Raw genomic sequence first — 26,775 nt, 5'->3', positions numbered from 1 at the left:
AATATCAGGAAACCTTTTCCGACACCAGTTTCTCCAAATGCCTGGCCCATTTCGTGAGCCATTCCTTTTTCTCCTTATCGTACTTGTTTCGATTGTAGACCCCGATCACACCCTGCTTGGCGTGGTTGAGGATTGCGTCGATGATCTCGTCCGGACAGCCGAGTTCCGACAGTTTCGTTGCGGTGGTCCTGCGCAAATCATGAGGAGTCCAGCGAGGGAGGCCAAAGTACTCCTTCATTTCCTCGGTTTTCTTCCCGTCGCCGGTTGGACGTCCCCCATCCCGTTCATCGCAAACCATATGGGAGAGTGCGTGACGCTGGAGGGGGGCCACAAGAGAGGGCCCAGGAAACACGTAGTTGCTGTAATTGGGATTCTCTCCAATCAACCGAAGGGCTAAGGGAGAGAGAAAGACCCTGTGTGCCTCTTGCCGGTGGTTTCGGGTTTTGATCCGTTCCGGAGGTATGGTCCACCAATTGCCGTCGATTTCATCCCATGTCATGCCGCTGACCTCTCCTGGGCGTTGGGCCGTCACCAGGACGAGGAGCAGCGCCCTTCGGGTTTCGGGTGTCCCGGGAGCATTGGCGGAATGCAGTAACTTCCAGACGAACTTGATTTCTGCATCAGACAAAGTGCGGGAAGTGCTCACTGGCTTTATGGAGGGAACAGCCGCCGGGAGGCGGGTGAAGGGGTTGAAGTCGGCCAGTTCACGCTCCAAGGCGAAATTGAACATGGCCCGGGCAATTTTCATGACCCCGCGGGCCTGACCGGGAGTATCCGCGGCGATGGGATCAATGAGGTCAATGGCGTCACGACGTCGTATGTCAGAGACCCGACGGTGGCTCCAGTCCGGAAGGACGTATTTGTCGAGGGTTCTGACCGTTTCTCGTGAGGTGGAGGCAGCTCGATGTTGTTCAGTAAATTTTTTGTACTGCTCGACAAGGTCTGCCACGGTGAAAGGGGCTTCCTCTTTGACGACAACGGGCTCATCCTGAGGATTTACTCCCTTGCCGACCAGCAATGCCGCTTCCCGAAATTTCTCCCGTGCCTCGGCAAGTGAAACCTTCGGGTACTGTCCGAGATTCAACCGGTGGCGCTTGCCGTTCAGGGTGTAGATGTATTGAAACGTCTTGACGCCGGAAGGCAGGACCCTTAGAGTAAACCCGTGTCCTTCGCGGATGCAGTATTCTTTTTCAGGTGGCTTGATTGATTGGAGAAAGCGGTCGGTGAATTTCATGGAACCTCTGTGGAACCTTCAGTGTCTCCGAAATAGGGCTAAACAAGTTAAATACAGGAAAACATAATTAAATATAAAATCGCTGTTAAGTCAAATAATTAGTGTTGGGTGGCTGGCCAAATTTAATGGTCGATAACTCCGTTTAACGGGTTGGTACATGCTTCGGGAGCAGGGGGTCGGAAGTTCGAATCTTCTCGCCCCGACCATTTTTTTCCGAACAATAGGGGGAGGTCACCATTCCGGTGAACCTCCCCTTTGTTTTTCCGCTTCAGCCTCGGTTTTCCCTGTGGGCGCCCCGGAGAAAATGATTGTCACCATCCGGTTGAAAATGCTACAAAATATAGGTTTTGCCGAAGGGGCACCAACGTTACGGGGTAGGCGGTCAGCCAGATGAAGTTCGACACGCTACACGACTTTCTGTCCGAGCTGGAGCGGCTCGGCGAGCTGCACCGGGTGCGGGTTGAGGTGGACCCGCTTCTGGAGGTGGCCGCTGTCACCGACCGGGTGAGCAAGACCACCGGCGGCGGTCCGGCGCTCCTCTTCGAGCGGGTGTCGGGAGCGGCGGTTCCGGTGGCCACCAACCTCTTCGGTTCCCCCCGGCGGATGGCCCTGGCCCTGGGGGTGGCTTCCCTCGATGATCTTGCGGCCCGGATGGAGGCGCTCCTGGCGCAGCTCCCTCCGGGCCAAGCCTCCCAGGGACTGGCAGCGCTGCCGCTCCTGGAGGAGTTCCGGCGCTTCGCCCCGGTGGTTGCCGGCGCGGCGGGGTGCCAGGAAGTCGTCGATGAATCTCCCGATCTGGCCCATTACCCCTTCCTCCAGTGCTGGCCCGGTGACGGCGGGCGCTTCATAACCCTCCCCCAGGTATTCACCCGGGACCCGGAAACCGGCCTTCCCAACTGCGGCATGTACCGGGTGCGGATTTTCGACGAAAACAGTGTCGGCATCCGCTGGCATGCCGGGCGGGGTGGCGAGCTCCACTGGCGGAAGTACCGGGAACGGGGTGAACGGATGCCGGTGGCGGTGGCGCTGGGGGGAGACCCGGCGGCCATGGTGGCGGCAACCCTGCCGCTCCCCGAGAATGTGGACGAGATGCAGTTCGCCGGCTGGCTGCGGGGTGCGCCTCTGGAGCTGACCCGCTGTCGGACGAACGAACTTTTTGTCCCCGCCGGTGCGGAGATGGTCATCGAGGGGTACATGGAACCGGGGGAGACGGCCCTGGACGGACCCTTCGGCAACCATACCGGTTTCTCCATGCCGCCGGCAGAGGTGCCGGTCATGGGTGTCACGTGTATCACCCGGCGAAGGGATTGCATCTATCCCGCCACGGTGGTGGGCCCCCCCCCCGCGGAGGACTGCTTCATGGCCAAGGCGGCGGAGCGGCTCTTTTTCCCTCTGTTGCGACGCCGGTGGCCCGCCATCGTCGACATCAACCTCCCCCTGGAGTGGATCTTCCACGGCGGTGCCATCGTTTCGGTGCGTGACGCGGGGGTGGGGGGCGTCCGGCGGCTCGTGGAGGAGGTGTGGGCGTCGGGGATGCTGGGAGCGGCCCGGCTCCTGGTGGTGGTGGACGACGACACCGATGTCCGCGACCTCTCCCGGGTGGCGTGGCGGGTCATGAACATGGCCGACTGGCGGAATGATCTCTTCGTGGAGGAGGGAGGGGGGACGCCTCCCTTGCCGTGGCTCGGGGCGCGGCTTGGGATAGACGCCACCCGCAAGGAACGGTTCCGTTCCGTCGCCCCGGAGTTCGGGATGGACGACGCCACGAAACGTCAGATCGAAGAACGGTGGAGGGAGTACGGATTTTGACGGCGAGACGTTGGGTGTGGGGATGGGCTCTGCTGCTCTGCTTTCTGGTGACGCCGGGGTGCTACTACTTCCGACTGGCGGCCGAGCCCCTGCAGAAGCCGCGGTTCGTGACGGTGAAGCCGGCGGACGATGTCTATGCCACGGTGAGGAGCCTGCTTCTGAAGGACGGCTACGTGATTGAACAGGAGGACCCGAAGGAACGGACTCTTCTGACGGAATTCCGCCACTTCTCGACCCGGGCCGGCGGGGTGACCCAGCCGGAGGGGGGGCGCCTCTACTACCACAAGCTCCGGGTGACGGTAGGGGGGGGTGAAGAGGGTGCCGCGGTGGAGCTGGAATCGGTTGACCTTGAGATCCGCTCCAGCTACGTCTATGACGAGGGGGGGAAGGTCCTCTCCTTCAAGAAGCGCTACCCCTATGAGCAGTATCCCAGCATGTTCGACCTCTCTTCGGTGAACTGGGAGCTTGGCCGGATGAGGGGGTACCTGGAAGGGACCCTCGCGGGAGGGAGAAAGCATGGTAAGTGAGGAAAGGGTGACGATGGGACTGTTCGGGAAGCTCAAGGTGTTTCTGGAGATGATCAAGTTCGCCCATACGGTCTTTGCCCTCCCCTTCGCCTTCACGGGGGCGGTGCTGGCGGCCGGGGGGCTTCCCACGGCGTACCAGGCGTTCTGGATCCTGATGGCGATGGTGGGGGCCCGAACCGCGGCCATGGGGATGAACCGCGTGATCGATGCGGAGATCGACGCCCGCAACCCCCGCACCGCCGGCCGCGCCATCCCGGCGGGGCTCATCGGCCGGGGGACTGCGATCGCCTTCATCGTCCTCTCCACGCTCCTCATGTTCTACGCGGCCCACCGGTTGAACCCCCTCTGCCTCTATCTCTCGCCGGTGGCGCTCTTCTTCCTGGTCCTCTATTCCTACTGCAAGCGGTTTACGGCCCTGGCCCACGTGGTCCTCGGCATCTGCCTGGCTGCGGCCCCCCTGGGGGCGTGGATCGCCATCAGGGGGACGGTGGAGCTTCCCGCGGTGCTCCTGGCCCTTGCGGTCCTCTTCTGGGTGGCCGGCTTCGACATCCTCTACGCCCTCCAGGACCTGGAGTTCGACCGGGGCGCCGGGCTCCACTCGATTCCGTCGCGGCTCGGGGTGAGCGGATCACTCTGGACCGCCCGCCTCTTCCATCTGGCGATGGTGGCGCTCCTGGCGGGGCTTTTTGTCGTCGCCGGCCTCGGCGTCTGGTACCTGGCGGGGTTCGGGCTCTGTGTCGCCATGCTCCTCTACGAGCACTGGCTCCTGCGGGGGGGTGACCTCTCCCGGCTGGACGCCGCCTTTTTCGCCATGAACGGCTACATCAGCGTCACGCTCTTCGTGGCCACGCTGGTCGATGTGCTGGCGCGGAAGGGGGGGGCATGAGCGGCACGATTCTCGTGGGGATAACCGGCGCTTCCGGCTCGGTCTACGGGCTGAGGCTCTGCGAAGAGCTCCTCAAGGCGGGGAAGCGGGTGGTGGTCACCGTCAGCAGCGCCGGCATCGGCGTGGTGCGGGAGGAGACCAATCTCGACCTTTCCGGCGGCGAGGAAGAAGCGGCTGCCCGGCTGCGGGAGCTCTTCGGGGCTTCGCCGGAGCAGCTGGCCTACCATGGCTCCGACAACCTCTTTGCCCCGCCGGCCAGCGGCTCGGCGGCCCCCGACGCCATGGTCGTGGCTCCGTGCAGCATGGGGACCCTGGCCCGGGTTGCGGCGGGGCTCTCGGGAACGCTCCTGGAGCGGTGCGCCGACGTGATGCTCAAGGAGGGGCGCCCCCTGGTCATCGTCCCCCGGGAGACCCCCCTTTCCGCCATCCATCTGGAGAACATGCTGAAGCTTGCCCGGCTCGGGGTGCGGGTCGTGCCGGCCATGCCCGCCTTCTACCACCGGCCCCGGACCCTGGACGACCTGGTGGACTTCGTGGTGGGCAAGGTGCTCGACACCCTCGGCGTTCCCCATGAACTCTTCACCCGTTGGGGGACCCCATGATCACACTTGCTTCCATTTCAGAAAAAGTTCATGCCGGAGAGCGGATCACCGACGAAGAGGCCCTGTTCCTCTTCGAGTCCCGGGACCTCATCGCCGTGGGGGAACTGGCCGCGGCCGTGAACCGGCGCCGAAACGGCGACCGGGTCTTCTTCAACGTGAACCGCCATATCAACCACACCAACATCTGCGTGAACCGCTGCTCCTTCTGCGCCTTCTACCGCACCGCCGACCAGCCCGGCGCCTACCTCTACGACCTGGAGGAGATCCGCAACCGCGCCACGGAGGCCCATGCCCAGGGGGCCACGGAGATCCATATCGTCGGCGGTCTTCACCCGGACCTCCCCTTCGATTTCTACCTGGAGATGCTCCGGACCGTGAAGGAGGTCTCCCCCGACCTCCACGTGAAGGCCTTCACCGCCGTGGAGATCGAGTACCTCTCAAAGCTGGCCGGTCTCTCCGTGGCCGGGACCCTGGCGGCGCTGCAGGAGGCGGGGCTCGGGTCCCTTCCCGGCGGCGGCGCCGAGATCTTCGCCCCGGCGGTCCGCAACCGGCTCTGCCCCGAAAAGATCAGCGGCGAGCGGTGGCTCGCCGTCATGGAGGAGGTCCATCGGGCCGGGCTCAAATCCAACGCCACCATGCTCTTTGGCCACATCGAGAGCCATGCCGACCGGGTCGACCACATGGGCCGCCTGCGGGAGCTCCAGGACCGGACCGGCGGGTTCCAGGTCTTCATCCCCCTGGCCTTCCAGAAGGAGAACAACCCCCTGGGGCACCTGAAGCGCCCCGGCCCCGGCGGGGTCGACGCCCTGAAGACCCTGGCCGTGGCTCGGATATATCTCGACAACTTCGCCAACATCAAGGCCTACTGGGTGATGCTGGGGCTGAAGACCGCCCAGGTGGCCCTCTCCTTCGGGGTGAACGACCTGGACGGCACCGTGGTGGAGGAGAAGATCGGCCACGACGCCGGCGCCGCCACCCCCCAGACCATGGGGCGCGACGACATCGTGGCCCTGATCCGGAAGGCGGGGCGGGTGCCGGTGGAGCGGGATACGCTCTACAACGAGCTGAGGGTGTACTGACCATGGATACCGTTATGGGGAAAATCGAACGGGGCGAGACCATCGACCGCGCCGAGGCCCTCCGGCTCCTTCTGGAGGCCGACCTCTTGACCCTGGGGCGCCTGGCCGACGGCATCCGCCGGCGGCTCCACCCCGAGGAGGTCGTCACCTTCGTGGTGGACCGCAACGTCAACTACACCAACGTCTGCGAGTCCAAGTGTAAATTCTGCGCCTTCTACCGGGACGAGGGGGCTGCCGACGCCTACCTCCTGGCCGAGGAGGCCATCTACGCCAAGATTGCCGAGCTGGTGGAGCACGGCGGGACCCAGCTCCTCATGCAGGGGGGGCTCCACCCCCAGCTGGGGGTCGAGTGGTTCGAGGAGCTCTTCCGGGGGATCAAGACGCGGTTTCCCCAGGTCCAGAACCACTCCCTCTCGCCGGCGGAGATCACCCAGATCGCCGCGGTCTCGAAACTCGCCATCCCGGAGACGATCCGGCGCCTGCGGGAGGCGGGGCTCGACTCCATCCCCGGCGGCGGGGCCGAGATCCTCGTGGACCGGGTCCGGCAGGAGATCTCACCCAAAAAGATCGGCTGGGAAGGGTGGGCCGCGGTGATGGGAGAGGCGGCCCGGCAGGGGATGCCCACCACCGCCACCATGATGTTCGGCAGCACGGAGAAGCCCGAGGACATCGTGGAGCACCTCTTCCGGGTCCGGGAGCTTCAGGCCGCCGGGGGCTCCTTCACCGCCTTCATCCCCTGGACCTACCAGCCGGGGAATACCGAGCTGGGGGGGGGGAGCGCCACCGGCGTCGAATACCTGAAGGTCCTGGCCCTTTCCCGGATCGTCCTCGGCAACGTGCCGAACATCCAGGCCAGTTGGGTGACCCAGGGGGCCCAGATGGCCCAGGTGGCCCTCTTCTTCGGCGCCAACGACCTGGGTGGTACCATGCTGGAGGAGAACGTGGTGGCCGCCGCCGGCTGCACCTTCCGCATGAGCCTTGAGGAGATGGTGGAGCTTGTCCAGGAGACGGGGTTCCGCCCTGCCCAACGGACCACTCTTTACGAGATAATCCGCGAATTCTAGCGGATCGCGTCTGTTAACCTTTCACGATTGGAGATTTCCTTGTCCTTGCAACCTGTTTCACCCGAGATCATCACTACCCCCGAGGGGGTCCGCCGCCTTGCGGACCGCCTCTCCCGGGAGCCCCGCCTTGCCTGTGACCTGGAGGCCGACTCCATGCACCACTATCAGGAGAAGGTCTGCCTGATCCAGTTCGCGGTGCCGGGGCTTGCCGCCATCGTCGACCCCTTGGCCGTTGCCGACCTGGCGCCCCTGGCGCCGCTCTTTGCCGATCCCGCCATCCGCAAGGTCTTCCACGGGGCCGACTACGACATCCGGTCCCTGCACCGGGACTTCGGCATCGAGGTGAACAACCTCTTCGATACCATGATCGCGTGCCAGTTCCTGGGGGAGCGGGAGTTCGGCCTGGCTGCGGTCCTCAAGAAGCGCTTCGGTGTGGAGCTCGACAAGCAGTACCAGCGGGCCGACTGGAGCAGGCGCCCCCTGACGGCAGGGATGATCGAGTACGCGGTGAAGGACACGACGCTCCTCATCGAGCTGGCCGGCCAGCTGGAGGGAGAACTCCGGGCGAAGGGGCGCCTCGGGTGGGTGTCGGAGGAGTGCGCGCTTCTTGCGCGGGTGCGGGTGGCCCAGCGCCCCGACGATGTGCCCCTGTTTCTCCGTTTCAAGGGGGCGTTGCGGATGTCGCCCCGGTCCCTGGCGGTGCTGGAGGAGATCCTCCGCTTCCGGGACCGGCGGGCGCGGCAGATGGACGTGCCGCCGTTCAAGGTGCTCGGCACCGAAACGGTGCGGGAACTGGCCGAGAAGCGGCCCCGGTCGGCCGCCGAGTTTGCCGGCATCACCGGCTTCACGGAGCGGGTCATCGAGCGCTGCGGCGAGGAGATCCTGCGGGCCGTGGAGAGGGGTCTGGCGGTGCAGGAGCGGGATCTGCCCACGTTCCCCCGGGAAGAGCGGCGGAAGCTGGGGGGAGACGAGGAGAGGCGCGTCAAGGCCCTCAAGGGGTGGCGGGAGGAGCGGGCGCGGCGGCTTGCCGTGGAGCCCGGGTTCCTGGCCAACAACGCCCTCCTGGAGCAGGTTGCCCTGGGGCTCCCCCATTCGGTGGAGGATCTGGACTCCGTGGCAGGGCTTCGCCCGTGGCAGAAGCGCGAGTTTGGCGCTGAGATGGTGGCGGCCCTCCAGTCCCGCCGCTAGGAGGTATTTGCCTCATTTCGGCATGCCTGCCGCACAACTGAAAACGGCACGGTGGAGCAGGAATCATCCGCTCCTCCGTGCCGTTTTTTTTTGTGTGTGCCGTGCGCCGGTGCTATTTCGTTTCTGGTTCCCCGAAGAGCGAATCGAACTCGGTGGGGGAGAATCCTTCCAGTTCCACCTGGGGACCCTTGGCCGGGGGGGGCTCCTTCGGCTCTTCCTCATTCCAGCCGAAGCTTTCCAGGTCTAAGCCGTCGTTCCCCCGGGCTGCGGCGGCCGGAGCCGCGTTCTGCTCCTCCTCGAAGCCGCCGAAGGTATTGGCGGGCGCTTCCCAGGGAGATTCCAGCTCGGGCGTGGGGGCCGGAGCCGGGGCGGCAGCGGTTTCCTCGCTGCTGTCGCCGGTTTCGAGAAGGGATGCGAATCCGTCGTCATCGGCCGGCGCCGATCCGAAAAGAGCCGGGGGGGCGGCCGGGGTCTCAGGGGGCGACTCGTCGAAGGAAAAATCGGCCAGGTCCGCCTCGCCCAGGGCTGGCGGTGCGGCAGGGGCCGCCGCGATGGTGGGCTCCAGGTCGAAGGAGAGGGGGGCATTCCCCGGCCCCGGCCCGGTGGCGGGGGGGGCCGCAAAACCAAGGTCCATGGTGGGGAAGATGTCGTCTCCCGGCTTGATCTGGGGCTGCGCGGGAGCTGCGGCCGGGGCGGACGCCTCCCAGGTGAAGGTCTCCTCGGGGGCGGCCGCTGCTGTGGTGATCGCCGGGACTGCCGTGGCAACGGCCGTGATGGCTCCGGCCGCGGCGAGAGGTGCCACGATGGAGCGGATGCCGTGGGCCTCTTTGAAGGCGCTCAGGTCGATCTTGCACTTCTTGCAGGTGTCGAGAAACTCGAAGCTGTTATAACCGCACTTGGGACACTTCATGGTTGCTGCTCCTTGCGCGGCACAACGCTGTCGGCTGACCGCTATGGTGTAGGTGGCGACCCGTTTTCGGGGTGGGCTCCCTCCCCCAGATCGCCGAAGAGGTACTGGAGAATGGCCAGAAGGGCTATCCCCGCCGTCTCGGTCCGGAGGATGCGCCTGCCGAGGGTCACGGGTATGAAGCCGGACTCCCGCGCCGTTTCCGCTTCCGTCGCCGTAAGCCCCCCTTCGGGGCCGACGATGACGGCGATGCTTGCCGGCCGAAGTTGGGCCGCGAGGGTTTCCTTCAGGGTCGTGGCCCGCTCCGCCTCCCAGAGGAGGAGCTTCAGGTCGTGGTCCGCATCCCGGACTGCCTCGTCCATTTCCCGGGCCAGCCGCACCGTGGGGATGTCGGGACGTCCCGCCTGCCGAGCCGCTTCCCCGACGATTCGCTGCCAGCGCCGCAGCCGCTCCTCTTCCCGGTCGGCCGGGATGCGGGAGACCGAACGGTCCGCCTGGAAGGGGATCACCTCGCTCACCCCCAACTCAGTCCCTTTCTGCAAGATGAGTTCCATCTTCTCTCCCTTCGGAAGCCCCTGGAAGAGGGTGATCCGCGGGGTTCCCCCCGGGGAGGCCGTGGCGTGGCGCTCCTCGATGGCCACGGTGAGGTGGTCGCGCCCCATTTCCCGGATGATTCCCGTACACTCGACGCCCCGTCCGTCCGCCAGCCTAACGCGGGTGTCAATTTTCAGGCGCAGGACCTTTGCCATGTGACGGAAAAGGTCCCCTTCAATCCGAACGGTCTCGACCGAGAGGTCGGCGCCGGGGGCCATGAAGCGGCGCGCGCTCATCTCCCGGCCCGGTAGAGGAGGCAGCTCCACTCCCCCTCGCGGGTGGTTTCGGCAAGGGTCAGGCCGGTGGTGGCGAACCCGTCGATGACAAAGGGCTCACGCTCCACGAGTATCCCCGACAGGATCAGGAAGCCGCCGGGGGCGACCTTTGCCGTCAGGTCCCGGGCCATCCTGACCAGATCCTCGGCGAGGATGTTGGCCAGGACCACCCCGAAGCGCTCCGGGATCTCCTCCAGAGGGGTGGTGACCAGTTCGGCGCTGACCCCGTTCATTTCACAGTTCTCCCGGGCCACTTCCACGGCGTCGGTGTCGATGTCGGTCCCCACCACGCGGCTGGCCCCCAGCTTGGCGGCCGCAATGGCCAGAATACCCGAGCCGGTTCCCACGTCGAGGACGTCGCCGGGTTGGCCGAGCTTTTCCAGGGCCTCCAGGCAGAGGCGGGTGGTGGGGTGGGTGCCGGTGCCGAAGGCCATCCCCGGGTCCAGTTCGATGACAAGATCGTCCGGCCCTGGAGTAAACGGCTCCCAGGTGGGCTTGATGACGAGTCGGCGGCCGATGCGGGTCGGCGAGAAGTGCTGGCGCCACCCCGTGGCCCAGTCCTCCTCCCGGATAGTGGTGACGGTGGGGGGGAGGGGGGAGGCATCGCCGTAGGCGGGGGCGTTTTCCCGGATGAACTGGTTGAGGGCGGCGAGTTTCGCCTCCAGGTCGGCGTCGGGGGTGAAATAGGCTCGCACGGTCTTGACCGGCGCCTCGTCCATGTCGTCGAGGGAGAAGGTGTCCAGCTCCAGGTTGTCGATACTCACTCCGTTGCCGGAGAGTTCCACAAGAAAGTCGGCCAGAAGGTCGACCATCGCCGCGGGGACCTCGCAGGCGACTTCGGACCAGGTTTTTTCCATGGGTGCTCCTCAGGGTTACGTACGTTATCCATGCAGGCAAGGAGGGCTAACGTAGCAAAACTAAAGGGCTCTGACAATAAAAACCTTGACAAATAAATTGGCCTGGGTTCAAATCTCATTAAAATCACCTCGGGGTGGCTGTGATGGATCTGGAGCAGACAAAGCAGGAAATCGTGGCCTTTGTTGAAGGGCGGAAGAAGCACTTCGTCGCCATTGCCGAAGAGCTGTACCGCAATCCCGAAACGGGCCTGAACGAGGTGCGGAGCTCGGCCCTCCTGGCCGATTTCCTGGAACGGGAGGGATTTCGGGTGGAGCGGGGCGTTGCCGGTCTTTCCACGGCTTTTCGGGCCGAGACGGGGGAGGGTGGGCCGGTCATCGCCCTCATGGCCGAGATGGATGCCCTCCCGGTCATGGGCCATGCCTGCGGCCACAACGTGATTGCCGCCGCGGCAATGGGCGCCGCCACGGCCCTGCGGCACATTCTCCCGCCGGGCGCGGCCCGCATCGTCGTTCTCGGCACCCCGGCCGAGGAGATGGGGATCGGGAAGGTGGAGATGATCGGCCACGGCGCCTTTGACGGGGTCGAATTTGCCCTGATGGTGCACCCGTCGTCCCGGCGGTACGTGATCAAGCACTACCTTGGGCTCGCCCGGATCCGCTTCACCTTCTTCGGCAAGCCTGCCCATGCCGCCGCCTATCCGGAGGAGGGGGTCAACGCCCTGGACGGGGTGATCCAGACCTTCAACGGGATCAGCGCCCTGCGCCAGCAGCTCCGCCAGGATGTGCGGGTCCACGGGATCATCACCGAGGGGGGGATCGCCCCCAACATAATCCCGGAGCGGGCTGCGGCCCATTTCTACGTCCGGGCCGATGACCTGGCGGAGCTGGAGCGGGCCAAGGGGCGTGTCGTGGCCTGTGCCGAGGGAGCCGCCCTGGCCACCGGCTGCCGGCTCCAGGTGGAGGCGGACCCGCGGGTTCTGGCCCCCCTCAAGGTGAACCGGGCCTTTTCGTCCCTCTACTCGGCCCAGTTGGCGTACCTGGGGCTTCAGGAGTCGGAGAACCAGCCCGACAGGAACAAGGGGTCTTCGGACATCGGCAACGTCTCCCAGGTCGTGCCGACCATCCATCCCCACGTCCCCATTGGCGACGGCATCAATATCCACAGCGAGGCCTTTGCCCGGGCCACGGTTTCCGAGAAGGGAAAGGCCGCCGTGGCGGAGGGTGCCACGGCCCTGGCGCTGACCGCAGCGGAGCTGGCGGCCCGGCCGGAGCTGCGGGAGGAAATCTGGCGGGAATTTCGCTCATGAGAATTCTGCCATTGCCACGGTGAAAATACATGGTATATAGTATTTAATGAAAAAGTTGACCAGAGGGGCGGACCGTTCATGAACGGATCAATGCGGCATATCTACCTCTTTTCCGACGCCACCGGGGAAACCGTGGAGCGGGTGCTTCGCGCCGCCCTTTCCCAGTTCCGTGACGTTGAGGCCCGTATCCACCGGATGAGCAAGATCAGGAGCCGGGAGGATATCCTCTCCGCCCTGGAGGAGGTGCTCAAGGAACCGGGGATTGTTATCTATACCCTCGTGGATACGGAGCTGGCGCAGCTGCTGCGGGACGAGGCCGAGGCCCACGGCCTTGACGCCCTGGACCTCATCAGTTCACTCCTCTTCAAGCTGTCGGACTTCTTCGGGGTCCCCCCCCAGAATGAGCCAGGGCTTCTCTACCAGATCAACTCCGAGTACCACAAGCGGGTCGAGGCCGTTGACTTCACGGTGAAGCACGACGACGGCCAGGACCCCCGGGGGCTCAGCAAGGCCGACTTCGTCCTGGTGGGGGTGTCCCGTTCCTCCAAGACCCCCCTCTCCATGTACCTGGCCCACAAGGGGTTCAAGGTGGCGAACGTCCCCCTTGTGAAGGGGATCGATCCGCCGGCCGAACTCTTCAAGGTGGACCAGGGCAAGATCGTGGGGCTCCTTATCGCCCCCCAGCGGCTCCTGGAAATCCGCTCGGTGCGGCTCAAGAATCTGGGGCAGATGCCCAAGGGGAGCTACGCCGACTACGAGAAGATAGAGGAAGAGCTCAACTACTGCCGTCAGCTCTACCGCCGCAACCCCCAGTGGCTTGTTATCGACGTGACGAAAAAGTCGGTGGAGGAATCAGCGTCGGAAATCATACAGAAACTCTGCAGTTGCAGCTAGAAACCATGGTCCCAAGGCTTCGGACAACGGAGAAAGAGAGGTGTATGCAATGAAAATTCTCGTGGTAGAGGATGAAAAGAAGGTTTCGAGCTTCATCAAGCGCGGGCTCGAAGAGGAGCGGTATGAGGTCGACACCGCCTTCAACGGCGAGGAGGGGCTCAGAATGGCCCTGGAGAAGGGGTTTGACCTGATCATCCTTGACGTGATGCTCCCCAAGAAGGACGGCCTTAGCGTGGTGCGGGAGCTGCGCGAGAAGAGAAACGCGACGCCGGTCCTCATGCTGACCGCCAAGGACTCGGTGGAGGACATTGTGGCGGGGCTCGATTCCGGCTCCGATGACTACCTGACCAAGCCCTTCGCCTTTGTTGAGCTCCTGGCCCGGGTGCGGGCCCTGGTGCGCCGCAGCGAGCAGGACCGGGGCGCCGAGATCCGCTTCGCCGATCTTCGTCTCGATCCGGTCACCCACAAGGTCTGGCGCAAGGACAAGGAAATTGACCTTACCGCCAAGGAGTACTCGCTGCTGGAATACTTCATGCGGAACCCGAACCAGGTCCTGACGCGGACCATGATCGCCGAGCACGTATGGGACTACACCTTCGACAGCTTTACCAACATCATCGATGTGTACGTCAACTACCTGCGGAAGAAGATCGATCGCGAGGCCGACAAGAAGCTGATCCACACGGTGCGTGGCGTGGGCTACATCCTCAAGGAAGAGGAGTGACCCGTTGTTTTTCCGGTCGATCCGCTTTTCCCTCACCCTCTGGTATGCGGTCACCCTGGCGGTCATTCTTGTCCTGTTCAGCTCGTTCATCTATCTGATTCTTCAGAACCAGCTCAACAAGGAGATCGACCGGGAGCTCCTGACCGTTGCCGAAGCAGTGGCGAGCCCGACCCTGGAACCGTTCCGGAGCGCGGGTCCGTCGGTCTTCGACCAGGTGCTGGAGGACTTCATCGGCACCCGTCTGGCCGGCAAGTTCATCCAGGTCCTCGACGGGGGAGGGCGGACCACCGCGTCGTCCAAAAGCTCGGAAGGGCTGCGGATTCCCCTCAGCAAGACCGTCTCCCGGCGGGCCTGGGCCGGAAAAGTCACCTACGAGACCAAGGTCAGCCTTGATCTCTATCCAGTCCGCACCATCACCTATCCGATCATGGACAACGGCAGGCTGCTGCAGATCGTCCAGGTCAGCACCTCCATGCGGGCCGCGGCCGAAACCCTCGACAAGGTTCTGGTCGTCTTTGCCGTCTCCATCCCCCTGGCGCTCTCCCTCTGGAGCGTCGGGGGATGGTTCCTTGCGGGGCGTGCCCTGAAGCCGGTCGACTTCATCACCCGCAGCGCCCAGAAGATCACCGCCGAGAATCTTGGGTTGCGGCTCGAGGTGGTCAATCCCCAGGATGAGATCGGCCGCCTTGCAACAACCTTCAACGACACCCTGGAGCGGCTCGAGAGCGCCTTCCGGAGGGTAAAGCAGTTCACTGGAGACGTTTCCCACGAGCTCCGGACCCCCCTCACCATTCTCCGGGGCGAAACCGAGGTGGGGCTGCGCTGGGCCCGGGAGCCCGAGGAGTTCCGGGAACTCTTCAGAAGCAACCTGGAAGAGATCAACCGGATGTCGAAGATCATCGAGGCCCTCCTGGAGCTTTCCCGGGCCGAAGAGGGGGGGCTCAAGCTGGAGCTTGCTCCCATCGAGCTGGAAGATCTCCTGGCGGAGCTGGTCCAGCAGTCGCGCCTCATCGATCCGGACAAGGGGCTCAAAATCACCTTGACGGCCGAGAAGCCGGTCACCGTCAGGGGGGACTGGCTCCGATTGCGTCAGATTTTCATGAACCTTCTGGACAATGCCGTCTCCTACACCCCCGCCGGGGGGGACATATCGGTGATTCTGGACACCAGCGGCGCCTTCGCCCGGGTCATGTTCGTGGACAGCGGTATCGGCATCCCGGCCGACGATCTCTCCCATATCTTCGAGCGCTTCTATCGGGTCGACAAGGCCCGCAACCGGGCCGACGGCGGCTGCGGGCTCGGTCTCTCCCTGGTGCGGACCCTCACCGAGGCCCACGGCGGGAAGATTGAGGTGGTGAGCGAGGTGGGCAAGGGGAGCGTCTTCACCGTCTACCTCCCCCTTCCGGTCTCGGTCTGACGCGGAGAACTACCCCCATGGCTCCCATCATCATCGCCGCGGCAACCCGCCAGGAGCTCGCACTGCTCATCCGGAGCATCGGTGCCCGGCAGGAGCAGGGCAGTACGGGGTGCCGCGAAACCTACCGGGGTGAGATCGGCGGCACCACGGTGTTCCTGTCCGTGACGGGGATCGGCAAGGTGAACACTGCGTCGGCCCTGACCGCGCTCCTGGAGCGTTTCACCCCCCGGCTCCTCATCGACACCGGCTGCGCCGGCGCCTACGGCGGGAGCGGGCTGGAGGTGGGAGATCTGGCCGTGGCAGCGGCGGAGGTCTACGGCGACGAGGGGGTCCTGGCCTCCACCGGCTGGGAGCCCCTGGAGGCCATCGGCATCCCGCAGCTGGAGCGGGGGGAAAGCCGTTTCTTCAACGAGTTTCCCCTGGCGCTCCTCCCTGCCGAGCGGGCCGTACAACTCGGTGCCGCCCTGGGGATTGCGGTGCGGCGCGGAACGTTCGTCACCGTTTCCACCTGCAGCGGCACCACCGCCCGGGGGGACGAGATGGCCCGGCGCTTTAACGCCATCTGCGAGACCATGGAGGGGGCCGTCGCGGCCCACATGGCTCTCCTCTACGGGGTCGACTGCCTGGAGGTTCGCGGCATCAGCAATATGGTGGAAGACCGGGACTTCTCCCGCTGGAACATCCCCCTCGCCGTGGAGAAGGCCCAACGCTTCATTCTCAAGTATCTCGAAATCCATGCGGAGCAATGACCGGTGCGAAACCTTACCCTCGGCTATTCCCCCTGTCCCAACGATACCTTCATCTTCAACGCCCTGGTCCATGGCCTGGTTTCAGCGGCAGGTCTTTCCTTCCGCGAACGGCTGGAGGACGTGGAGACCCTCAACCGGCTGGCTCTGGCCGGGGAGCTCGATGTGAGCAAAGTCTCCTACCATGCTCTCGGTTATCTTCGGGACGAGTATACGCTCCTGCGGTCAGGGGGGGCCCTGGGCCGGGGATGCGGACCCCTGGTCGTGACGAAGGGGGCGGCCTCCATGGATGAGCTGCGGGGGAAGCCGATTGCCGTCCCCGGGCGCTACACCACGGCCGCGCTCCTGCTGCGACTCTTAGACCCCTCCCTCGACACCCTCGTCTATCTGCCGTTCCACGAGATCATGGGGGCGGTTGCCAAGGGACAGGTTGCCGCCGGCGTCATCATCCACGAATCCCGCTTCACCTTTCCCGAATACGGCCTCACGAAGCTCATCGATCTGGGGGACTGGTGGGAAGGAGAGACCGGCTGCCCCATTCCCCTGGGCGGCATCGTGACGAGGCGCTCCCTCGGGCGGGAAACCGTTGCTGCCATCGACAACGCCCTGCGGGCGAGCGTTGCCCATGCCAGGGCCAACCCCGGGGCAGCAACCGGCTACATCCGCGCCCACTCCCAGGAGATGAGCGACGAGGTTTGTGCCGCCCACATCGACCTCTACGTGAACGACTTTTCCTTCGACCTTGGCCCCGAAGGGGAGACGGCGGTGACCACGCTCCTTGGCCGGGCCGAGGCGGCAGGGATCATTCCCCGATCCACTGCGCCCCTCTTTAATGTTTTGTAACTATTCGAATTTACAATGTATTTCCTTCGGTCGGCCCTCTTTTAGCTTGACCTGATCCCTCGGTCTGTGCTATTAAAACGCCTCGCCCATAAGGAGGTGCCTATTGGTATCTGCACTCCGGAAAGGGCGTCTGGCCATCCTGATCATTCTCTGCCAGGCGTTCTTCCAGATCCAGACACTGTCCTTGCAAGCAGAGGAAATTGCAGCAAAGGCAACAACGGAAGGGGCCGCGATCGCGGCCACACAAGCGGATGAGGGGGTCGTCGGGACCGCCTCGTACTACGCCAAACGGTACAACGGAAGAAGAATGTCATCGGGGAAGCGGTACGATCCAGAGAAACTCACCGCCGCGCACCCCACCCTCCCTCTCGGGACGAAGGTCAAGGTAGTAAACATGGCCAACAACCGGGAGGTGACGGTCACCATAACCGATCGCTGCCGGAAGAGGGTGTCGCATTTCATCGACCTCTCCCGGGAAGCGGCCAGGAAACTCGGCTTTCTCGGCAGGGGGGTAACGGAAGTTCGGATCATCACCCTTGACAAAGCGGTTTCCTGAAACAACAACTATTGGGCGAAAAGTAGAAAAGGGTCGGCACTATGCCGGCCCTTTTCTCATTGTGGCACGGGCAGTGCTGACCGCTTGGATCCTGCAGTAATACTATCCACCTGCCAGGCTCGACAGCGGCAGAAGGGTCAGTCCCACCAGGTTCGGCGTAAGGGCCCCGTCGTCCACCGGACCGTTCACCTCCGGTTCATCGAAGGAAATTTTTACCTGCACCCCCTTGTGGTCGCTGAATTCGATGGTTGCCGGGAACGGCACGCCACCCACCGACTGGTAGTCGCGGTAGACCGCCTCGCCGTCCACGGAGTTCTTCCGCTGCAGAAGCCCGTCTTCATCGTAGCGGGCAACGGTTGTCCGCCCCTCGGCATCGGTCCGCTCGACAGTCCCTGCGGTGCCGGGGACAAGGAAGGGGTCCCCCTCTACCACCCACCGCATCATCCGCCACCCCTGAAGCCCTCCCTTGACCGGAAGGTCCTTGAAGGAGCCCTCGTAGGCAAGCCCCTTGGAGGGGAGAAGGACCGTAACCCGGTCGCCCCGGGCGAAGAACTCCAGGGCGGTGGTGCCGAAGGGGGTGAGCATGACCAGATGGAAGCGGTCGGGCCGCCGGTAGAGGAGGTAGCCGGTGCCGCCGGTGCTCCCCTCGGGGGTCGTGACCGAGAGGGAGACCGCTGTCGCCAGGGTATCCACCGTGGCGCCGGGGATGAACGGCTCCCGTGGCTTCGGAACCGCGGCACAGCCGAGGGTGACGAGGATGAGGAAGGTCAGAAGTGCCAGGAATGCGGGCTTCACAGGGAGTCGCAGGCGTGACATGCAGTAGGTAATGGGCATCATCGTGCTTTCGTTGCGTTAAGGTGATGCCAGCTTACCTGACCGAAATTGATGTTGTAAACTGATTTATCGTGGCAACCCGCCGCTAGAAATCCCGGTACGCCATGGCGCGCCGCACCCGCTCCAGTGCCAGGTCAACGGCGGCGGCCCGGGGGAGAATCTCCTCGGCGGCCGCCTTCTCCAGGATCAGGCGGGTATTCTTCCGGATCCGCTCGCCGATGGCGGTGAAGGCCTCCTGATCGCTCCTGCCGGCATATTCCATGGCTGCCATGATGACCCCGCCGGCGTTGGCGATGAAATCCGGCACGATGAGGACCCCGCGTTGGTGCAGGAGATCCTCCGCCTCGGCCGTAACGGGGATGTTCGCCCCCTGGACGATCAGGGGGGCGGCAACGGCGCTCACGTTCCCCTTGTGGATAACGTCCGGGGTCGCGGCCGGGATCAGTATGTCGCACGCCACGCTGAACAGCTCTTCCGCCGGTATCCGGCGGCCCTTCCCATAAGCACTGACACTGCCGGACTCTTCCTTGGCCGTTGCCAGCGCCTGGAGATCGATCCCGTCGGGGTCATGCACTCCGCCCCGGGAGTCCGAAACCGCCACCAGGATTGCCCCCTTGGCGGCGAGGAAACGGGCCGCCGCTTTCCCCACGCTGCCGAACCCCTGAAGCGCCACTCGCGCCCCCTTCAGCCCGATACCGGCCAAGGGAGCGGCAACCCCGGCACATTCCGCAAGCCCGAAACCGGTGGCCCCCAGCTTGTCCAGGGGGAGCCCCCCGATCTCCTCGGGGAGGCCCACAGCCCTGCCGGTCTCGTCATGGATCCAGGCCATGGCCGTCTCGTCGCATCCCATGTCGGGGCCGGGGATGTAGTCGGTTACGTCCCGGATCATGCGGGCGAAGACCCGGAAGGAGCGTTCCTTGTCCATGCCAGCCGGATCGGCGATGATCCCCGCTTTGGCTCCGCCGTGGGGAAGGCCGGCCAAGGAGTTCTTGAGGGTCATGGTCCGCGCCAGGCGCCACACTTCGTGGGCTGTCACCCGGGGCGACACCCGCACTCCCCCGACGGCCGGTCCCAGGGCGGTGTTGTCCACCACCAGCACGGCCCTGAGCCGTTCCCTTGCGGAGTAAATCTGGATTACCCTGGCCGGTCCGATATCGTCATAGATGATCTCGTTCATACGGGAACTGTAACAACAATCAGGCAGTTGGCAAGGGGGGGGGTGAAGAGGGCAATGGGATGACAAGAGAAGTACAAAAAATGGCTACCGATGATTTGGCAGCCATTTCCAGTTCCCATCGGCCATCAGCCCGCAGCCCTCTCCAGCCGGAACTTGCTCACCATCTTCGAGAGCTTTGTCACCTGCTGACCCAGCCCCTGGGCCACTTCGGACGACGTGAGGGCGCATGCTGCGTTCTGTCGGGTCACCTCGTTGATGTGGGTGACGGAGCAGCTGATCTCCTCGATGGCGCTGGCCTGTTCCTGGCTGCTCTGGGAAATCTCGTCGGTGAGGGAGCTGATGGTCGCTGCCCCGGTGACCGCGGTGGTGAGGTAGCCGTCGATCCTGCGTGACAGGTCTTCCCCCTTGCGGGCCTGTTCCACTGATGTTCTGATGAGGGTGTCGGTCTGCTTGGCCGCATCGGTGGACCGCCTGGCCAGCTCGCGGATCTCTTCGGTCAGCACCTGGAAGTCATTGCCGGCCCCCTCCACGTGGGCCGCCGAGATGGCAGCGTTCACCCCCAGGAGCCCGGAGTTGGAGGCGACGCTCTTCAGGTCGTGGATGAGGTCGAGATACTCGCCCACCAGCGCGTCGGTGGTGCCGTCGGTACCTGCATTGGGGGTGAAGGTGACCCGGCGCCGGAAGTCGTGGAGCCGGGTCACCGCCTCCTCGCACCGCTTTGATAGATTCCTCACCTCGGAGGCGACCACGCTGAAGCCGTTGGCTGAGGAACGGATCAGGGCCGCCTTACTGGTGGCGTTGGAGGAAAGCTTGTCGGTCTCCTTGGCGATTGTGTCGATCTGCTGGACGATCCCGACGGTGTTGTCGGCTGAGCCGCGGATCTCCCCCATGGCGTGGAGCATCTGGTCCATGACGGTCTTGGCGGTGCCGATGGATTCGGCGGCCTGCTGGGCCACCTGCCGGGCGTCGGCGGTGTTCCGGGCGCTCTTCTGGGAGGTGTCGGCGATGTGGTTCAGGACGCCGGCCGCCTCGGTCAGCTGCGTCTCCTGCTCCCGGGTTCCCGCGGTGACGGTCTGGCTGCTGGCGGCAATCTGTTCCCCGACGGCGGAGACCAGGTCCACCGTTTCCGCCATCTGGGTCACGGCGGAGTGGAGCGATTCCGCCGTGGCGTTCATGGCCTTCTTGATGGTGGCGTGCTCGCCGTGGTACTTCCCCTGCATCCGGGCGCTCAGGTCGTATTCGGCGAGGCGCTTCAGGACGGTGCCCGCTTCGTTCACCGGGTCGATCACCGCGTCGAGGGTCCCGTTCACCCCCCTGATGAGGTCCCGCCAGATTCCCTCGAAATCCCAGTCGTTCCCCCGGGTCTGGAGCCGCCCCTCGCCGATGTTGCCGATGAGGTGCCGGGTCTCGCTGTCGAGGCCGTAGAGGGTGGCCAGGAGGGTGTTGAGGTTGCGCTTCAGGTTGTTGTACTCCCCCGCGTAGTCGTCGATGACGAAGGGGGGGATCCTGCCGTGGGCGATCTCGTCGATGGCGCCGGCGGCCAGACGGAGCGGGGTCACGAGGGTGTCCAGCATCCGGTTGACCGTGAGGACCAGGGCGGCGTCTTCACCGGCGAAGTGAGCGGGGTCGCCCCGCTCGTCGAGCCGGCCGTTCATCATGGCTTCGGCGAGCCTCTGGATCTCGCTGTGGAGCGTTGGATTCTTCTCTTTGGCGGTCGATGTCTTCATATCAGGTTTCCTTGCAGGAGTGTGCGAAGATGCTCCCGGATACAGGCGACGGCCGGCTCGATGGCGGCGGCCACCTCCGGCGACATGGCGTCGCGGGTCTGGTTGAAGCGGCGCCCCTCGATCCCCACCAGCGTCACCGTTGACGGGAGCCGCTCCGGGTAGAGGAGCCTTCCGATGTCGATGGTTTCCTTCAGGCCGATGAAGTGGGCAGATATGGCCCCTGAGCCGAAATCCGGGAGCTCGTCCCACCGGAGCTTGTGGATGGTGCCGGTCGGCGCGCCGAACTGGACCGCGTCCACGACGATCATGGCCGAGTCTTCATCGGTCAGGTAGTCCAGGAGGGCGATTCCCCCCACGGCCGCGTAGTGGAGCGTGACGCCCGGCGTGAGGGGGAAGTCGGCCAGTCTCCGGAATACCTCGTACCCCACCGCGTCGTCGGCCACCAGGTCGTTGCCCACGCAGACCACGATGACCTTTCCGGAGGTCACTGTGTCCTGAGCTTCAGCAGGCATTGTTCCCCGCATGAGACGACCTCCGATTTCACCGGGCGGCAGATGAGCTCGTTCAGGATGCCGTCCAGGTAGGCGTGGAACAGGCGGCAGAGGGCCGTTCCCATGTGGAGCCCCCGCTGGGCGCATACCTCCCGCAGGACGCAGTGGCCGAAGATCAGGCTCCGCTCCGTCCCTTCCCCCTCCAGCCGGAAGACATACCCTGCCTTCATGCGGGAGCCGAGGATGCCGACAACTTCGTCCAGGGTCGGGTTCGTCAGGTGGACCGGGAGCTTCCGCGCCATCTTCCGCCCGGCAATCCTCCCCACCGATGCCGTTGCCCCCCCCATGATGGTGTCGACGGTGGCGGCGAAGATGTCCAGGAGGAAGGCGACTTCCGTGGCCGCGTTGACGTGGTCCTCGAGGGTTACCTGTTCCGTGATCGCGTTCATATGAATTTCTCCATCTTGGCGCAGAAGGCCAGGTCACGGTAGAAGTTCCTGACCACGTGATGGTTCTCCTGGCGGATGGCCCCGGAGGGGCAGAGGTAGGCGCAGCTCAGGCAGGCGATGCAGTCGTCCTGGTGCTCCACCACGCAGAGCCGCTTCTCCTCGTCGAAGGCAAAGACCTTGGTGGGACAGATGTCCACGCACATCCGGCAGCCGCGGCACGCCTCTTCATGAACCTTTATCTCGACCATCAGCAGTTCCTCCTGATGACATGGGGCTTTGCGGCGCGGTTCACGGTGATTTCCAGGGGCATGGCCCCCAGGGCATGGGTGGCGCAGGAGAGGCAGGGGTCGTAGCAGCGGATGCCGAATTCCACCGCGTTGAGGAGGGCCTGGTCGTCGGGGCGGTTGATGACGTGGGAGGTGGCGGCCTGGGCGATCATGGTGTTGATCAGGGCGTAATTCTGCTGGGTCGCTACAATGAGGTTCGCCGCCCGGACGATGCCGTTCTCGTCGATTTCGTAATCGTGGATCAGGGTGCCCCGGGGGGCCTCCACGTGCCCCACCCCCCGGCCGCCGGAGAATTTCACCGGCACGCGGGTTTCGCCGTGGATCTCGGGGGATGCCATGATCTCCTTTGCCCGCTCGGTGCAGTAGAGAAGCTCGATGAGGCGGGCATAGGGCTGGAGGGCATTGGCGTGGCAGGGACGGCCGATCATCCGGATGAACTCCTCCCGCTCGCGGTCCGCCAGGGGGGTGCCGTAGCGCTCCGAAACGTTCAGCCGGGCAAGGGGACCGACCCGGTAGTCGTGGCGGTTTTCCCCCTCCACGAAGGAGACCTGCTTCATGTAGGAAAACTCCACCGCCGATTCGGAGAGGTGGGTGTCATAGTCGGCAGTGGGGAACTGGGCCCTAAGGGCGCCGCTCCGATCAACGGCCCGGATCTCGCCGTTCACTAGGGCGATGGTGCCGTCCGGCTTCACGGTGCCGACGCTCCAGGCCGGGGCGACCCATTCCTTGAGCATTGCCGGGTGGGTATCGAGCATCTTCATCAGAAGCTGCTTCACCACCGGCGCCAGTTCCAGGACGAGCCCGTGGGCCTCCTGGATCCAGGCGTGCAGCTGGCGCTCCCGGTCGGCGTCCAGCACGAAGGCGATCCCGCCGGCCACCGAGGTGACGGGGTGGGTTCCCCGCCCCCCCACCAGCTCGTTGATCTTCTGGCCGATGGAGCGGCACTGGAGGGCCTTTTTGGCGATCTCCGGAACCGCCTGGACCACCCCCACCACGTTGCGGATGGCCGGGTCGGCGTCGAGCCCCAGCACCAGATCGGGCCCCTGCAGCACGAAGAGCGACAGGCAGTGGGAGTGGATCAGGTGCCCCATGTACATCAGCTCCCGCAAGAGGCGCGCGGCGGTTGGCGGCTCCACCCCGGCGGCGTTGTCCAGGGCGTTGGAGGCGGCCAGGTGATGGGCCGTGGGGCAGACGCCGCAGATGCGAGCCGTGATCAGGGGCATCCGGTCCGCATCCATGCCGGTCAGGATTTTCTCGAACCCCCGCAGCTCGTTCACCACAAGCCCCGCAGACGCGAGCCCCCCCCCGTCGTCAAGATTGATGAAGACCCGGGCGTGCCCTTCGATGCGGGTGACGGGATCAATGGTTATGGTCTTGTTCATAGTCGTCTCGTTCCTCGTCGGTCCATTTCTGGATCAGGAAGGTGGGCTTCTCGCCGATCATGGGGGTCGCCATGGTGTAGGAGTAGTGGGTCTTCGCCGTCCTCTCGATCTCCCGGACGATGGCCTCGCGGGGGATCTCCGTCAGGCGAGACATCCGTTCGGCGATCTCGGTCCGGATGTCCCGGTTCGGTTCGGTCAGCACCTGCATGGTGGCCCCGGCGCAGCCGCTGCACGGTATCCCGTTAAGGGGGCAGGGGGACATGCAGCGGTCAAGGGTCACCGACCCCATGCAGAGGTATCCCTGGCTCAGGAAGCAGCGCTCGGGGTCGGGCACCCCCTCCGAATTCTTCCTGATCCGGTCCACGTCGCTCTTCTCCATCTTTCTCCGGCACCGGGCGCAGACCGATTCCCCGGTGGCGGTGCGGGGCGAACGCCCTTCCAGCAGGGCCAGAAGAGCATCGAAGACAAAGGCCGGATGGGGGGCGCAGCCGGGAAGGTAGAGGTCCACGTCGATGACGCTGTCCAGGGGGGAGACTGTCGGCTCCAGGGGCGACACCTCCCGGCTGGGGGGTGCGTGGGTTCCCGTGGTCTTGTTGCTGGTGTAGACCGCGTCGATGATCTCCGCGCAGGAATGGACGTTGCCGGCCCCGGCGATCCCCCCGTACACGGCGCAGGAACCCCAGGCGATGATCAGGTCGCAGCTCTTGCGCATCTCCATGGCCGCGTGCCGGTCATGCTCGGACCGGATGGCGCCGGAGACGAGCCCCAGCTTCGCCTTCGGATAGTCTTTCACGTCGGTCAGCACCGGGCAGCGCTGGATGGTGACGGAGTCCAGAACCGACAGAATTTTTTCATGCAGGTCGACGATGGCGATGTGGCAGCCGGAACAGTCGCTCAGCCATTCCAGGTTTATGGGTATGGAGCTCACTGATCTTCCCCCTTTTTCTTGTGGATCACCAGCCGCTTGTAGCAGGCGTTCTCCCCGGCGTGGAGGATCTCCAGGGTGGAGTCAACCCCCATGACGTTCAGCAGCGCCCCGGAGAAAAAGCCGAACATCATGGTACAGAGGGAGCCCTTCTGATGGTGTCCGAAGCGGAAGAGGGACTGGCGGATCATGCAGTCCCGGAAGACAAGATGGAGGTCCTCGTCGCCGCTGTCGGTGGTCTGGACGAGGGCCGGCCGGTCGTGGGTCTTGAACGGTTCGAAGTGCCAGAGACAGTTGTTGTCGAGGAGCACCCGGTGGACTGCCTCCAGGGCTTCCTCCACGTCATCGGTCTTCTGGATGTTGGCGGAGAACTGCATGCCGAGCCGTTTGCCGGCCAGATAGGTGATGCTGTTGGCGGATTCGCCGATGGCCTCTTCGATGCCGCTGGCGATGGCGCCGAGGAAGGTCATGGTCTCCTGGAGGGCGGCGCGGGTGGTCATGAGGTCGGACATGGTCAGGTTCCTTCTCCTGGGGAAGGGTCACCTGACGGCCGACATATCGTTGAGGGCGTGGTGACTCCGTTGTCACTACGGCTAAAAGCCGGAATGTGTCTCTGTGCTCAATACGTTCAGGGTCGCTGGGATGAAGCGTCCTGCCTTACATTCAGAAATACCCTCCGGGCCGGGAGGGTATCGTTCCCGCCATGTCGGTCATCTCATCGGCGGAAAACATCTTCTCCAGGTCGAGAACCATCACCAGTCTGTCGCCTATGTTGCCGACACCCCGGATGGCTTCGGCATCGCCTCCCGCCGTCCCTGCCGGCGCGGGGGACAGCTGTTCCTGCGGCAATTTGAGGACCTGGCTCACGCCATCGACGATGAAACCTATGGTTGCACTTCTTGCCGCTGTCACGACGATCACTTTCTCCGTTTCGTCGACCGTGCATTCGCCGGTTATGTTGAATCGTCTGCGGAAGTCGATGATGGGGATGATCCTGCCCCGCAGGTTGATGATCCCTTCCAGATGGCCCGGAGCGCTGGGGATGGCCGTGATCGGGACCATTCGGATGATCTCCTGCACCTTGAGGATCTCGAAGCAGTACTCCTCGTCGCCGACCATGAATCCGACCAGGTGGAGGGGCTTTCCCGCGGCTGATTTTCCCTTGGAAAGGGTTGGCAATGATGTCATGTGGTCAACCATTGTGCTCCTCTGTCTCCTGCGCGGCAGTTCGGCCTCTATCGATGCTGGTAAAACATCTTTTCGGATCGCAGGGGAGCAATTCCGTTGGCTTTGCAACGTGCAATGTATTGTCACTCTGTGTGTAAAGTCAGGAAATGCCTGATTTGTACAATTAGGTATCGGCAGAGGATGAAGAAACTTTAGGTTTTTTTTAAATAAACGTGCGTAACAATAAAGGAGCGGGAGAGAGAGGGGCAAACTGTATTTGGTCAAGGGCGCGCGGCCGTGCAGTCACCCGATTTTTTCAGGGTAAGGCGAGCCGGGAATGATGAGGGTACGAAAAAGGGGGCCGACGGTCGGCCCCCTCTTCTTAGGGCTTTGGGGTATCGGTTTCCACGAATTTTCCGGCTACCCATCCTTCAAGGGTCTTCTTCCCCCGGGTCCAGCGGATCTTCACCCACCCCCCCTCCCTGGCGAGCACCTCCACCTTCTTCCCCCCCATGAGCACCGCCACCGGTTTGTTGCTGGTGGAGGGTTCCGGGCGGACGTTCACGTACTTCTGCCGGGGAGTAATCCTGCCGGGGGCCGGCGTCGTTTCAGCGGATGGGGTCTGGGGTGCTGCCGCCGCCGTGGTGGCGGCAGCCGGTGCAGGGCCCGGGGCTGGTGCTTCGGTGTCGAAGCTTCCCCCCGGTGCCTGGGGACCGACCTTTTCTTCGACGGGGGCGGTATTCACGGTGGCGCATGCCGTCGAGAGCAGAAGGGCGAATACCAGGGCCATCCTGGCGAAAAGGCTTGTTGTCTGATGATTATTCATT

At 64.3% G+C, this 26,775-nt stretch carries 29 protein-coding genes; 14 read left to right on the top strand and 15 right to left on the bottom strand.

All coding sequences use genetic code 11. The features are described 5' to 3' along the window. Positions 1–4 precede the first annotated feature (4 nt). Positions 5–1,234, bottom strand: coding sequence for a site-specific integrase (locus RCH91_RS11200; RefSeq protein WP_306535030.1), 1,230 nt, complete (start codon positions 1,232–1,234; stop codon positions 5–7). Positions 1,235–1,624: 390 nt separating this feature from the next. Between RCH91_RS11200 and RCH91_RS11195 the strand changes: the two genes are divergently transcribed. The 7 genes from RCH91_RS11195 to RCH91_RS11165 are packed head-to-tail and all read left to right on the top strand — an operon-like array spanning position 1,625 to position 8,389. Further along, on the top strand, positions 1,625–3,043 hold the full coding sequence (locus RCH91_RS11195) for a UbiD family decarboxylase (RefSeq protein WP_306535029.1): 1,419 nt from the start codon (positions 1,625–1,627) through the stop codon (positions 3,041–3,043). Next, complete coding sequence (locus RCH91_RS11190) at positions 3,040–3,570, top strand: hypothetical protein (protein WP_306535028.1); 531 nt, start codon at positions 3,040–3,042, stop codon at positions 3,568–3,570. The genes RCH91_RS11195 and RCH91_RS11190 overlap by 4 nt, the downstream gene beginning before the upstream one ends. Then, on the top strand, positions 3,560–4,456 hold the full coding sequence (locus RCH91_RS11185) for a 4-hydroxybenzoate octaprenyltransferase (RefSeq protein ID WP_306535027.1): 897 nt from the start codon (positions 3,560–3,562) through the stop codon (positions 4,454–4,456). The genes RCH91_RS11190 and RCH91_RS11185 overlap by 11 nt, the downstream gene beginning before the upstream one ends. Beyond that, a complete protein-coding gene (locus tag RCH91_RS11180) occupies positions 4,453–5,058 on the top strand; it encodes a flavin prenyltransferase UbiX (RefSeq protein WP_306535026.1) in 606 nt (201 codons plus the stop codon). The genes RCH91_RS11185 and RCH91_RS11180 overlap by 4 nt, the downstream gene beginning before the upstream one ends. Then, complete coding sequence (mqnE, locus tag RCH91_RS11175) at positions 5,055–6,137, top strand: aminofutalosine synthase MqnE (RefSeq protein ID WP_306535025.1); 1,083 nt, start codon at positions 5,055–5,057, stop codon at positions 6,135–6,137. Before RCH91_RS11180 ends, mqnE begins: the two co-directional genes overlap by 4 nt. Positions 6,138–6,139: 2 nt before the next feature. Beyond that, positions 6,140–7,201 carry a cyclic dehypoxanthinyl futalosine synthase gene (gene mqnC, locus RCH91_RS11170; RefSeq protein WP_306535024.1) on the top strand — a complete coding sequence of 354 codons (1,062 nt, stop codon included), beginning with the start codon at positions 6,140–6,142 and terminating at the stop codon, positions 7,199–7,201. Positions 7,202–7,240: 39 nt separating this feature from the next. Further along, complete coding sequence (locus RCH91_RS11165) at positions 7,241–8,389, top strand: ribonuclease D (RefSeq protein WP_306535023.1); 1,149 nt, start codon at positions 7,241–7,243, stop codon at positions 8,387–8,389. Between the two features lie 112 nt (positions 8,390–8,501). Here the strand turns inward: RCH91_RS11165 and RCH91_RS11160 are convergent, their stop codons facing one another. Genes RCH91_RS11160 through prmA form a run of 3 tightly spaced genes read right to left on the bottom strand, consistent with a single transcriptional unit; the run spans position 8,502 to position 11,022 of the window. After that, positions 8,502–9,299, bottom strand: a complete 798-nt coding sequence (locus RCH91_RS11160; RefSeq protein WP_306535022.1) for a hypothetical protein — start codon at positions 9,297–9,299, stop codon at positions 8,502–8,504. Between the two features lie 41 nt (positions 9,300–9,340). Next, positions 9,341–10,156: a 16S rRNA (uracil(1498)-N(3))-methyltransferase gene (locus RCH91_RS11155; RefSeq protein WP_306535021.1), complete on the bottom strand. Its 816-nt coding sequence runs from the start codon at positions 10,154–10,156 to the stop codon at positions 9,341–9,343. Further along, a complete protein-coding gene (prmA, locus tag RCH91_RS11150; RefSeq protein ID WP_306535020.1) occupies positions 10,123–11,022 on the bottom strand; it encodes a 50S ribosomal protein L11 methyltransferase in 900 nt (299 codons plus the stop codon). Before prmA ends, RCH91_RS11155 begins: the two co-directional genes overlap by 34 nt. Positions 11,023–11,165: 143 nt before the next feature. Here prmA and RCH91_RS11145 point away from each other — a divergent pair, with 143 nt between their 5' ends. The 7 genes from RCH91_RS11145 to RCH91_RS11115 all read left to right on the top strand — a co-directional run bounded on the left by RCH91_RS11145 (position 11,166) and on the right by RCH91_RS11115 (position 17,509). Then, positions 11,166–12,329 (top strand): M20 family metallopeptidase, encoded by a 1,164-nt coding sequence (locus RCH91_RS11145; RefSeq protein WP_306535019.1) that lies wholly within the window; start codon positions 11,166–11,168, stop codon positions 12,327–12,329. 78 nt (positions 12,330–12,407) lie between these two features. Beyond that, positions 12,408–13,223 carry a pyruvate, water dikinase regulatory protein gene (locus tag RCH91_RS11140; RefSeq protein ID WP_306535018.1) on the top strand — a complete coding sequence of 272 codons (816 nt, stop codon included), beginning with the start codon at positions 12,408–12,410 and terminating at the stop codon, positions 13,221–13,223. A gap of 49 nt (positions 13,224–13,272) precedes the next feature. Next, on the top strand, positions 13,273–13,947 hold the full coding sequence (locus tag RCH91_RS11135; RefSeq protein WP_306535017.1) for a response regulator transcription factor: 675 nt from the start codon (positions 13,273–13,275) through the stop codon (positions 13,945–13,947). Positions 13,948–13,951: 4 nt separating this feature from the next. Continuing rightward, on the top strand, positions 13,952–15,364 hold the full coding sequence (locus RCH91_RS11130) for a cell wall metabolism sensor histidine kinase WalK (protein ID WP_306535016.1): 1,413 nt from the start codon (positions 13,952–13,954) through the stop codon (positions 15,362–15,364). Between the two features lie 17 nt (positions 15,365–15,381). Further along, on the top strand, positions 15,382–16,113 hold the full coding sequence (gene mqnB / locus RCH91_RS11125) for a futalosine hydrolase (protein WP_306535015.1): 732 nt from the start codon (positions 15,382–15,384) through the stop codon (positions 16,111–16,113). Between the two features lie 3 nt (positions 16,114–16,116). Further along, positions 16,117–16,953, top strand: coding sequence for a 1,4-dihydroxy-6-naphthoate synthase (locus RCH91_RS11120; protein ID WP_306535014.1), 837 nt, complete (start codon positions 16,117–16,119; stop codon positions 16,951–16,953). Between the two features lie 103 nt (positions 16,954–17,056). Continuing rightward, the gene (locus tag RCH91_RS11115) at positions 17,057–17,509 is read left to right on the top strand and encodes a septal ring lytic transglycosylase RlpA family protein (protein WP_306535013.1); all 453 of its coding nucleotides are present in this window, start codon (positions 17,057–17,059) and stop codon (positions 17,507–17,509) included. A gap of 102 nt (positions 17,510–17,611) precedes the next feature. Here RCH91_RS11115 and RCH91_RS11110 read toward each other — a convergent pair whose 3' ends face one another. From RCH91_RS11110 to RCH91_RS11060, 11 genes are all read right to left on the bottom strand, one after another. Beyond that, on the bottom strand, positions 17,612–18,346 hold the full coding sequence (locus RCH91_RS11110; protein ID WP_306535012.1) for an outer membrane lipoprotein LolB: 735 nt from the start codon (positions 18,344–18,346) through the stop codon (positions 17,612–17,614). Between the two features lie 82 nt (positions 18,347–18,428). Continuing rightward, positions 18,429–19,520, bottom strand: a complete 1,092-nt coding sequence (locus RCH91_RS11105; RefSeq protein WP_306535011.1) for a Glu/Leu/Phe/Val dehydrogenase — start codon at positions 19,518–19,520, stop codon at positions 18,429–18,431. A 125-nt stretch (positions 19,521–19,645) separates the two neighbouring features. Then, positions 19,646–21,247 (bottom strand): methyl-accepting chemotaxis protein, encoded by a 1,602-nt coding sequence (locus tag RCH91_RS11100; RefSeq protein WP_306535010.1) that lies wholly within the window; start codon positions 21,245–21,247, stop codon positions 19,646–19,648. Further along, positions 21,244–21,771 carry a hydrogenase maturation protease gene (locus RCH91_RS11095; RefSeq protein WP_306535009.1) on the bottom strand — a complete coding sequence of 176 codons (528 nt, stop codon included), beginning with the start codon at positions 21,769–21,771 and terminating at the stop codon, positions 21,244–21,246. Before RCH91_RS11095 ends, RCH91_RS11100 begins: the two co-directional genes overlap by 4 nt. After that, on the bottom strand, positions 21,732–22,187 hold the full coding sequence (locus RCH91_RS11090; protein ID WP_306535008.1) for a hypothetical protein: 456 nt from the start codon (positions 22,185–22,187) through the stop codon (positions 21,732–21,734). The genes RCH91_RS11095 and RCH91_RS11090 overlap by 40 nt, the downstream gene beginning before the upstream one ends. Continuing rightward, a complete protein-coding gene (locus RCH91_RS11085; protein WP_306535007.1) occupies positions 22,184–22,435 on the bottom strand; it encodes a ferredoxin family protein in 252 nt (83 codons plus the stop codon). The genes RCH91_RS11090 and RCH91_RS11085 overlap by 4 nt, the downstream gene beginning before the upstream one ends. Continuing rightward, complete coding sequence (locus tag RCH91_RS11080; RefSeq protein ID WP_306535006.1) at positions 22,435–23,856, bottom strand: Ni/Fe hydrogenase subunit alpha; 1,422 nt, start codon at positions 23,854–23,856, stop codon at positions 22,435–22,437. Before RCH91_RS11080 ends, RCH91_RS11085 begins: the two co-directional genes overlap by 1 nt. Next, positions 23,834–24,784: a methyl viologen-reducing hydrogenase gene (locus tag RCH91_RS11075; protein WP_306535005.1), complete on the bottom strand. Its 951-nt coding sequence runs from the start codon at positions 24,782–24,784 to the stop codon at positions 23,834–23,836. The genes RCH91_RS11080 and RCH91_RS11075 overlap by 23 nt, the downstream gene beginning before the upstream one ends. Beyond that, a complete protein-coding gene (locus RCH91_RS11070) occupies positions 24,781–25,293 on the bottom strand; it encodes a hypothetical protein (protein WP_306535004.1) in 513 nt (170 codons plus the stop codon). Before RCH91_RS11070 ends, RCH91_RS11075 begins: the two co-directional genes overlap by 4 nt. Before the next feature lie 151 nt (positions 25,294–25,444). Continuing rightward, on the bottom strand, positions 25,445–25,981 hold the full coding sequence (locus tag RCH91_RS11065; protein ID WP_306535003.1) for a chemotaxis protein CheW: 537 nt from the start codon (positions 25,979–25,981) through the stop codon (positions 25,445–25,447). A gap of 349 nt (positions 25,982–26,330) precedes the next feature. Then, on the bottom strand, positions 26,331–26,774 hold the full coding sequence (locus RCH91_RS11060) for an SH3 domain-containing protein (RefSeq protein ID WP_306535002.1): 444 nt from the start codon (positions 26,772–26,774) through the stop codon (positions 26,331–26,333). Position 26,775 lies beyond the last annotated feature (1 nt).

The sequence above is a fragment of the Geobacter sp. genome (assembly GCF_030834625.1).
In the GTDB taxonomy this organism is placed as follows: domain Bacteria; phylum Desulfobacterota; class Desulfuromonadia; order Geobacterales; family Geobacteraceae; genus Geobacter.
This window is presented reverse-complemented; position numbering and strand designations above follow the sequence as displayed.

Bases quoted from the DNA above. Each gene is read 5' to 3' on its own strand.
- RCH91_RS11060 (WP_306535002.1), bottom strand. From the start codon at position 26,774: ATGAATAATCATCAGACAACAAGCCTTTTCGCCAGGATGGCCCTGGTA.
- RCH91_RS11140 (WP_306535018.1), top strand. From the start codon at position 12,408: ATGAACGGATCAATGCGGCATATCTACCTCTTTTCCGACGCCACCGGG.
- RCH91_RS11110 (WP_306535012.1), bottom strand. From the start codon at position 18,346: ATGATGCCCATTACCTACTGCATGTCACGCCTGCGACTCCCTGTGAAG.
- mqnE (WP_306535025.1), top strand. From the start codon at position 5,055: ATGATCACACTTGCTTCCATTTCAGAAAAAGTTCATGCCGGAGAGCGG.
- RCH91_RS11090 (WP_306535008.1), bottom strand. From the start codon at position 22,187: ATGAACGCGATCACGGAACAGGTAACCCTCGAGGACCACGTCAACGCG.
- RCH91_RS11185 (WP_306535027.1), top strand. From the start codon at position 3,560: ATGGTAAGTGAGGAAAGGGTGACGATGGGACTGTTCGGGAAGCTCAAG.
- prmA (WP_306535020.1), bottom strand. From the start codon at position 11,022: ATGGAAAAAACCTGGTCCGAAGTCGCCTGCGAGGTCCCCGCGGCGATG.
- RCH91_RS11160 (WP_306535022.1), bottom strand. From the start codon at position 9,299: ATGAAGTGTCCCAAGTGCGGTTATAACAGCTTCGAGTTTCTCGACACC.
- RCH91_RS11070 (WP_306535004.1), bottom strand. From the start codon at position 25,293: ATGTCCGACCTCATGACCACCCGCGCCGCCCTCCAGGAGACCATGACC.
- RCH91_RS11095 (WP_306535009.1), bottom strand. From the start codon at position 21,771: ATGCGGGGAACAATGCCTGCTGAAGCTCAGGACACAGTGACCTCCGGA.
- RCH91_RS11145 (WP_306535019.1), top strand. From the start codon at position 11,166: ATGGATCTGGAGCAGACAAAGCAGGAAATCGTGGCCTTTGTTGAAGGG.
- mqnB (WP_306535015.1), top strand. From the start codon at position 15,382: ATGGCTCCCATCATCATCGCCGCGGCAACCCGCCAGGAGCTCGCACTG.
- RCH91_RS11180 (WP_306535026.1), top strand. From the start codon at position 4,453: ATGAGCGGCACGATTCTCGTGGGGATAACCGGCGCTTCCGGCTCGGTC.
- RCH91_RS11065 (WP_306535003.1), bottom strand. From the start codon at position 25,981: ATGGTTGACCACATGACATCATTGCCAACCCTTTCCAAGGGAAAATCA.
- RCH91_RS11085 (WP_306535007.1), bottom strand. From the start codon at position 22,435: ATGGTCGAGATAAAGGTTCATGAAGAGGCGTGCCGCGGCTGCCGGATG.
- RCH91_RS11100 (WP_306535010.1), bottom strand. From the start codon at position 21,247: ATGAAGACATCGACCGCCAAAGAGAAGAATCCAACGCTCCACAGCGAG.
- RCH91_RS11195 (WP_306535029.1), top strand. From the start codon at position 1,625: ATGAAGTTCGACACGCTACACGACTTTCTGTCCGAGCTGGAGCGGCTC.
- RCH91_RS11200 (WP_306535030.1), bottom strand. From the start codon at position 1,234: ATGAAATTCACCGACCGCTTTCTCCAATCAATCAAGCCACCTGAAAAA.
- RCH91_RS11105 (WP_306535011.1), bottom strand. From the start codon at position 19,520: ATGAACGAGATCATCTATGACGATATCGGACCGGCCAGGGTAATCCAG.
- mqnC (WP_306535024.1), top strand. From the start codon at position 6,140: ATGGATACCGTTATGGGGAAAATCGAACGGGGCGAGACCATCGACCGC.
- RCH91_RS11080 (WP_306535006.1), bottom strand. From the start codon at position 23,856: ATGAACAAGACCATAACCATTGATCCCGTCACCCGCATCGAAGGGCAC.
- RCH91_RS11135 (WP_306535017.1), top strand. From the start codon at position 13,273: ATGAAAATTCTCGTGGTAGAGGATGAAAAGAAGGTTTCGAGCTTCATC.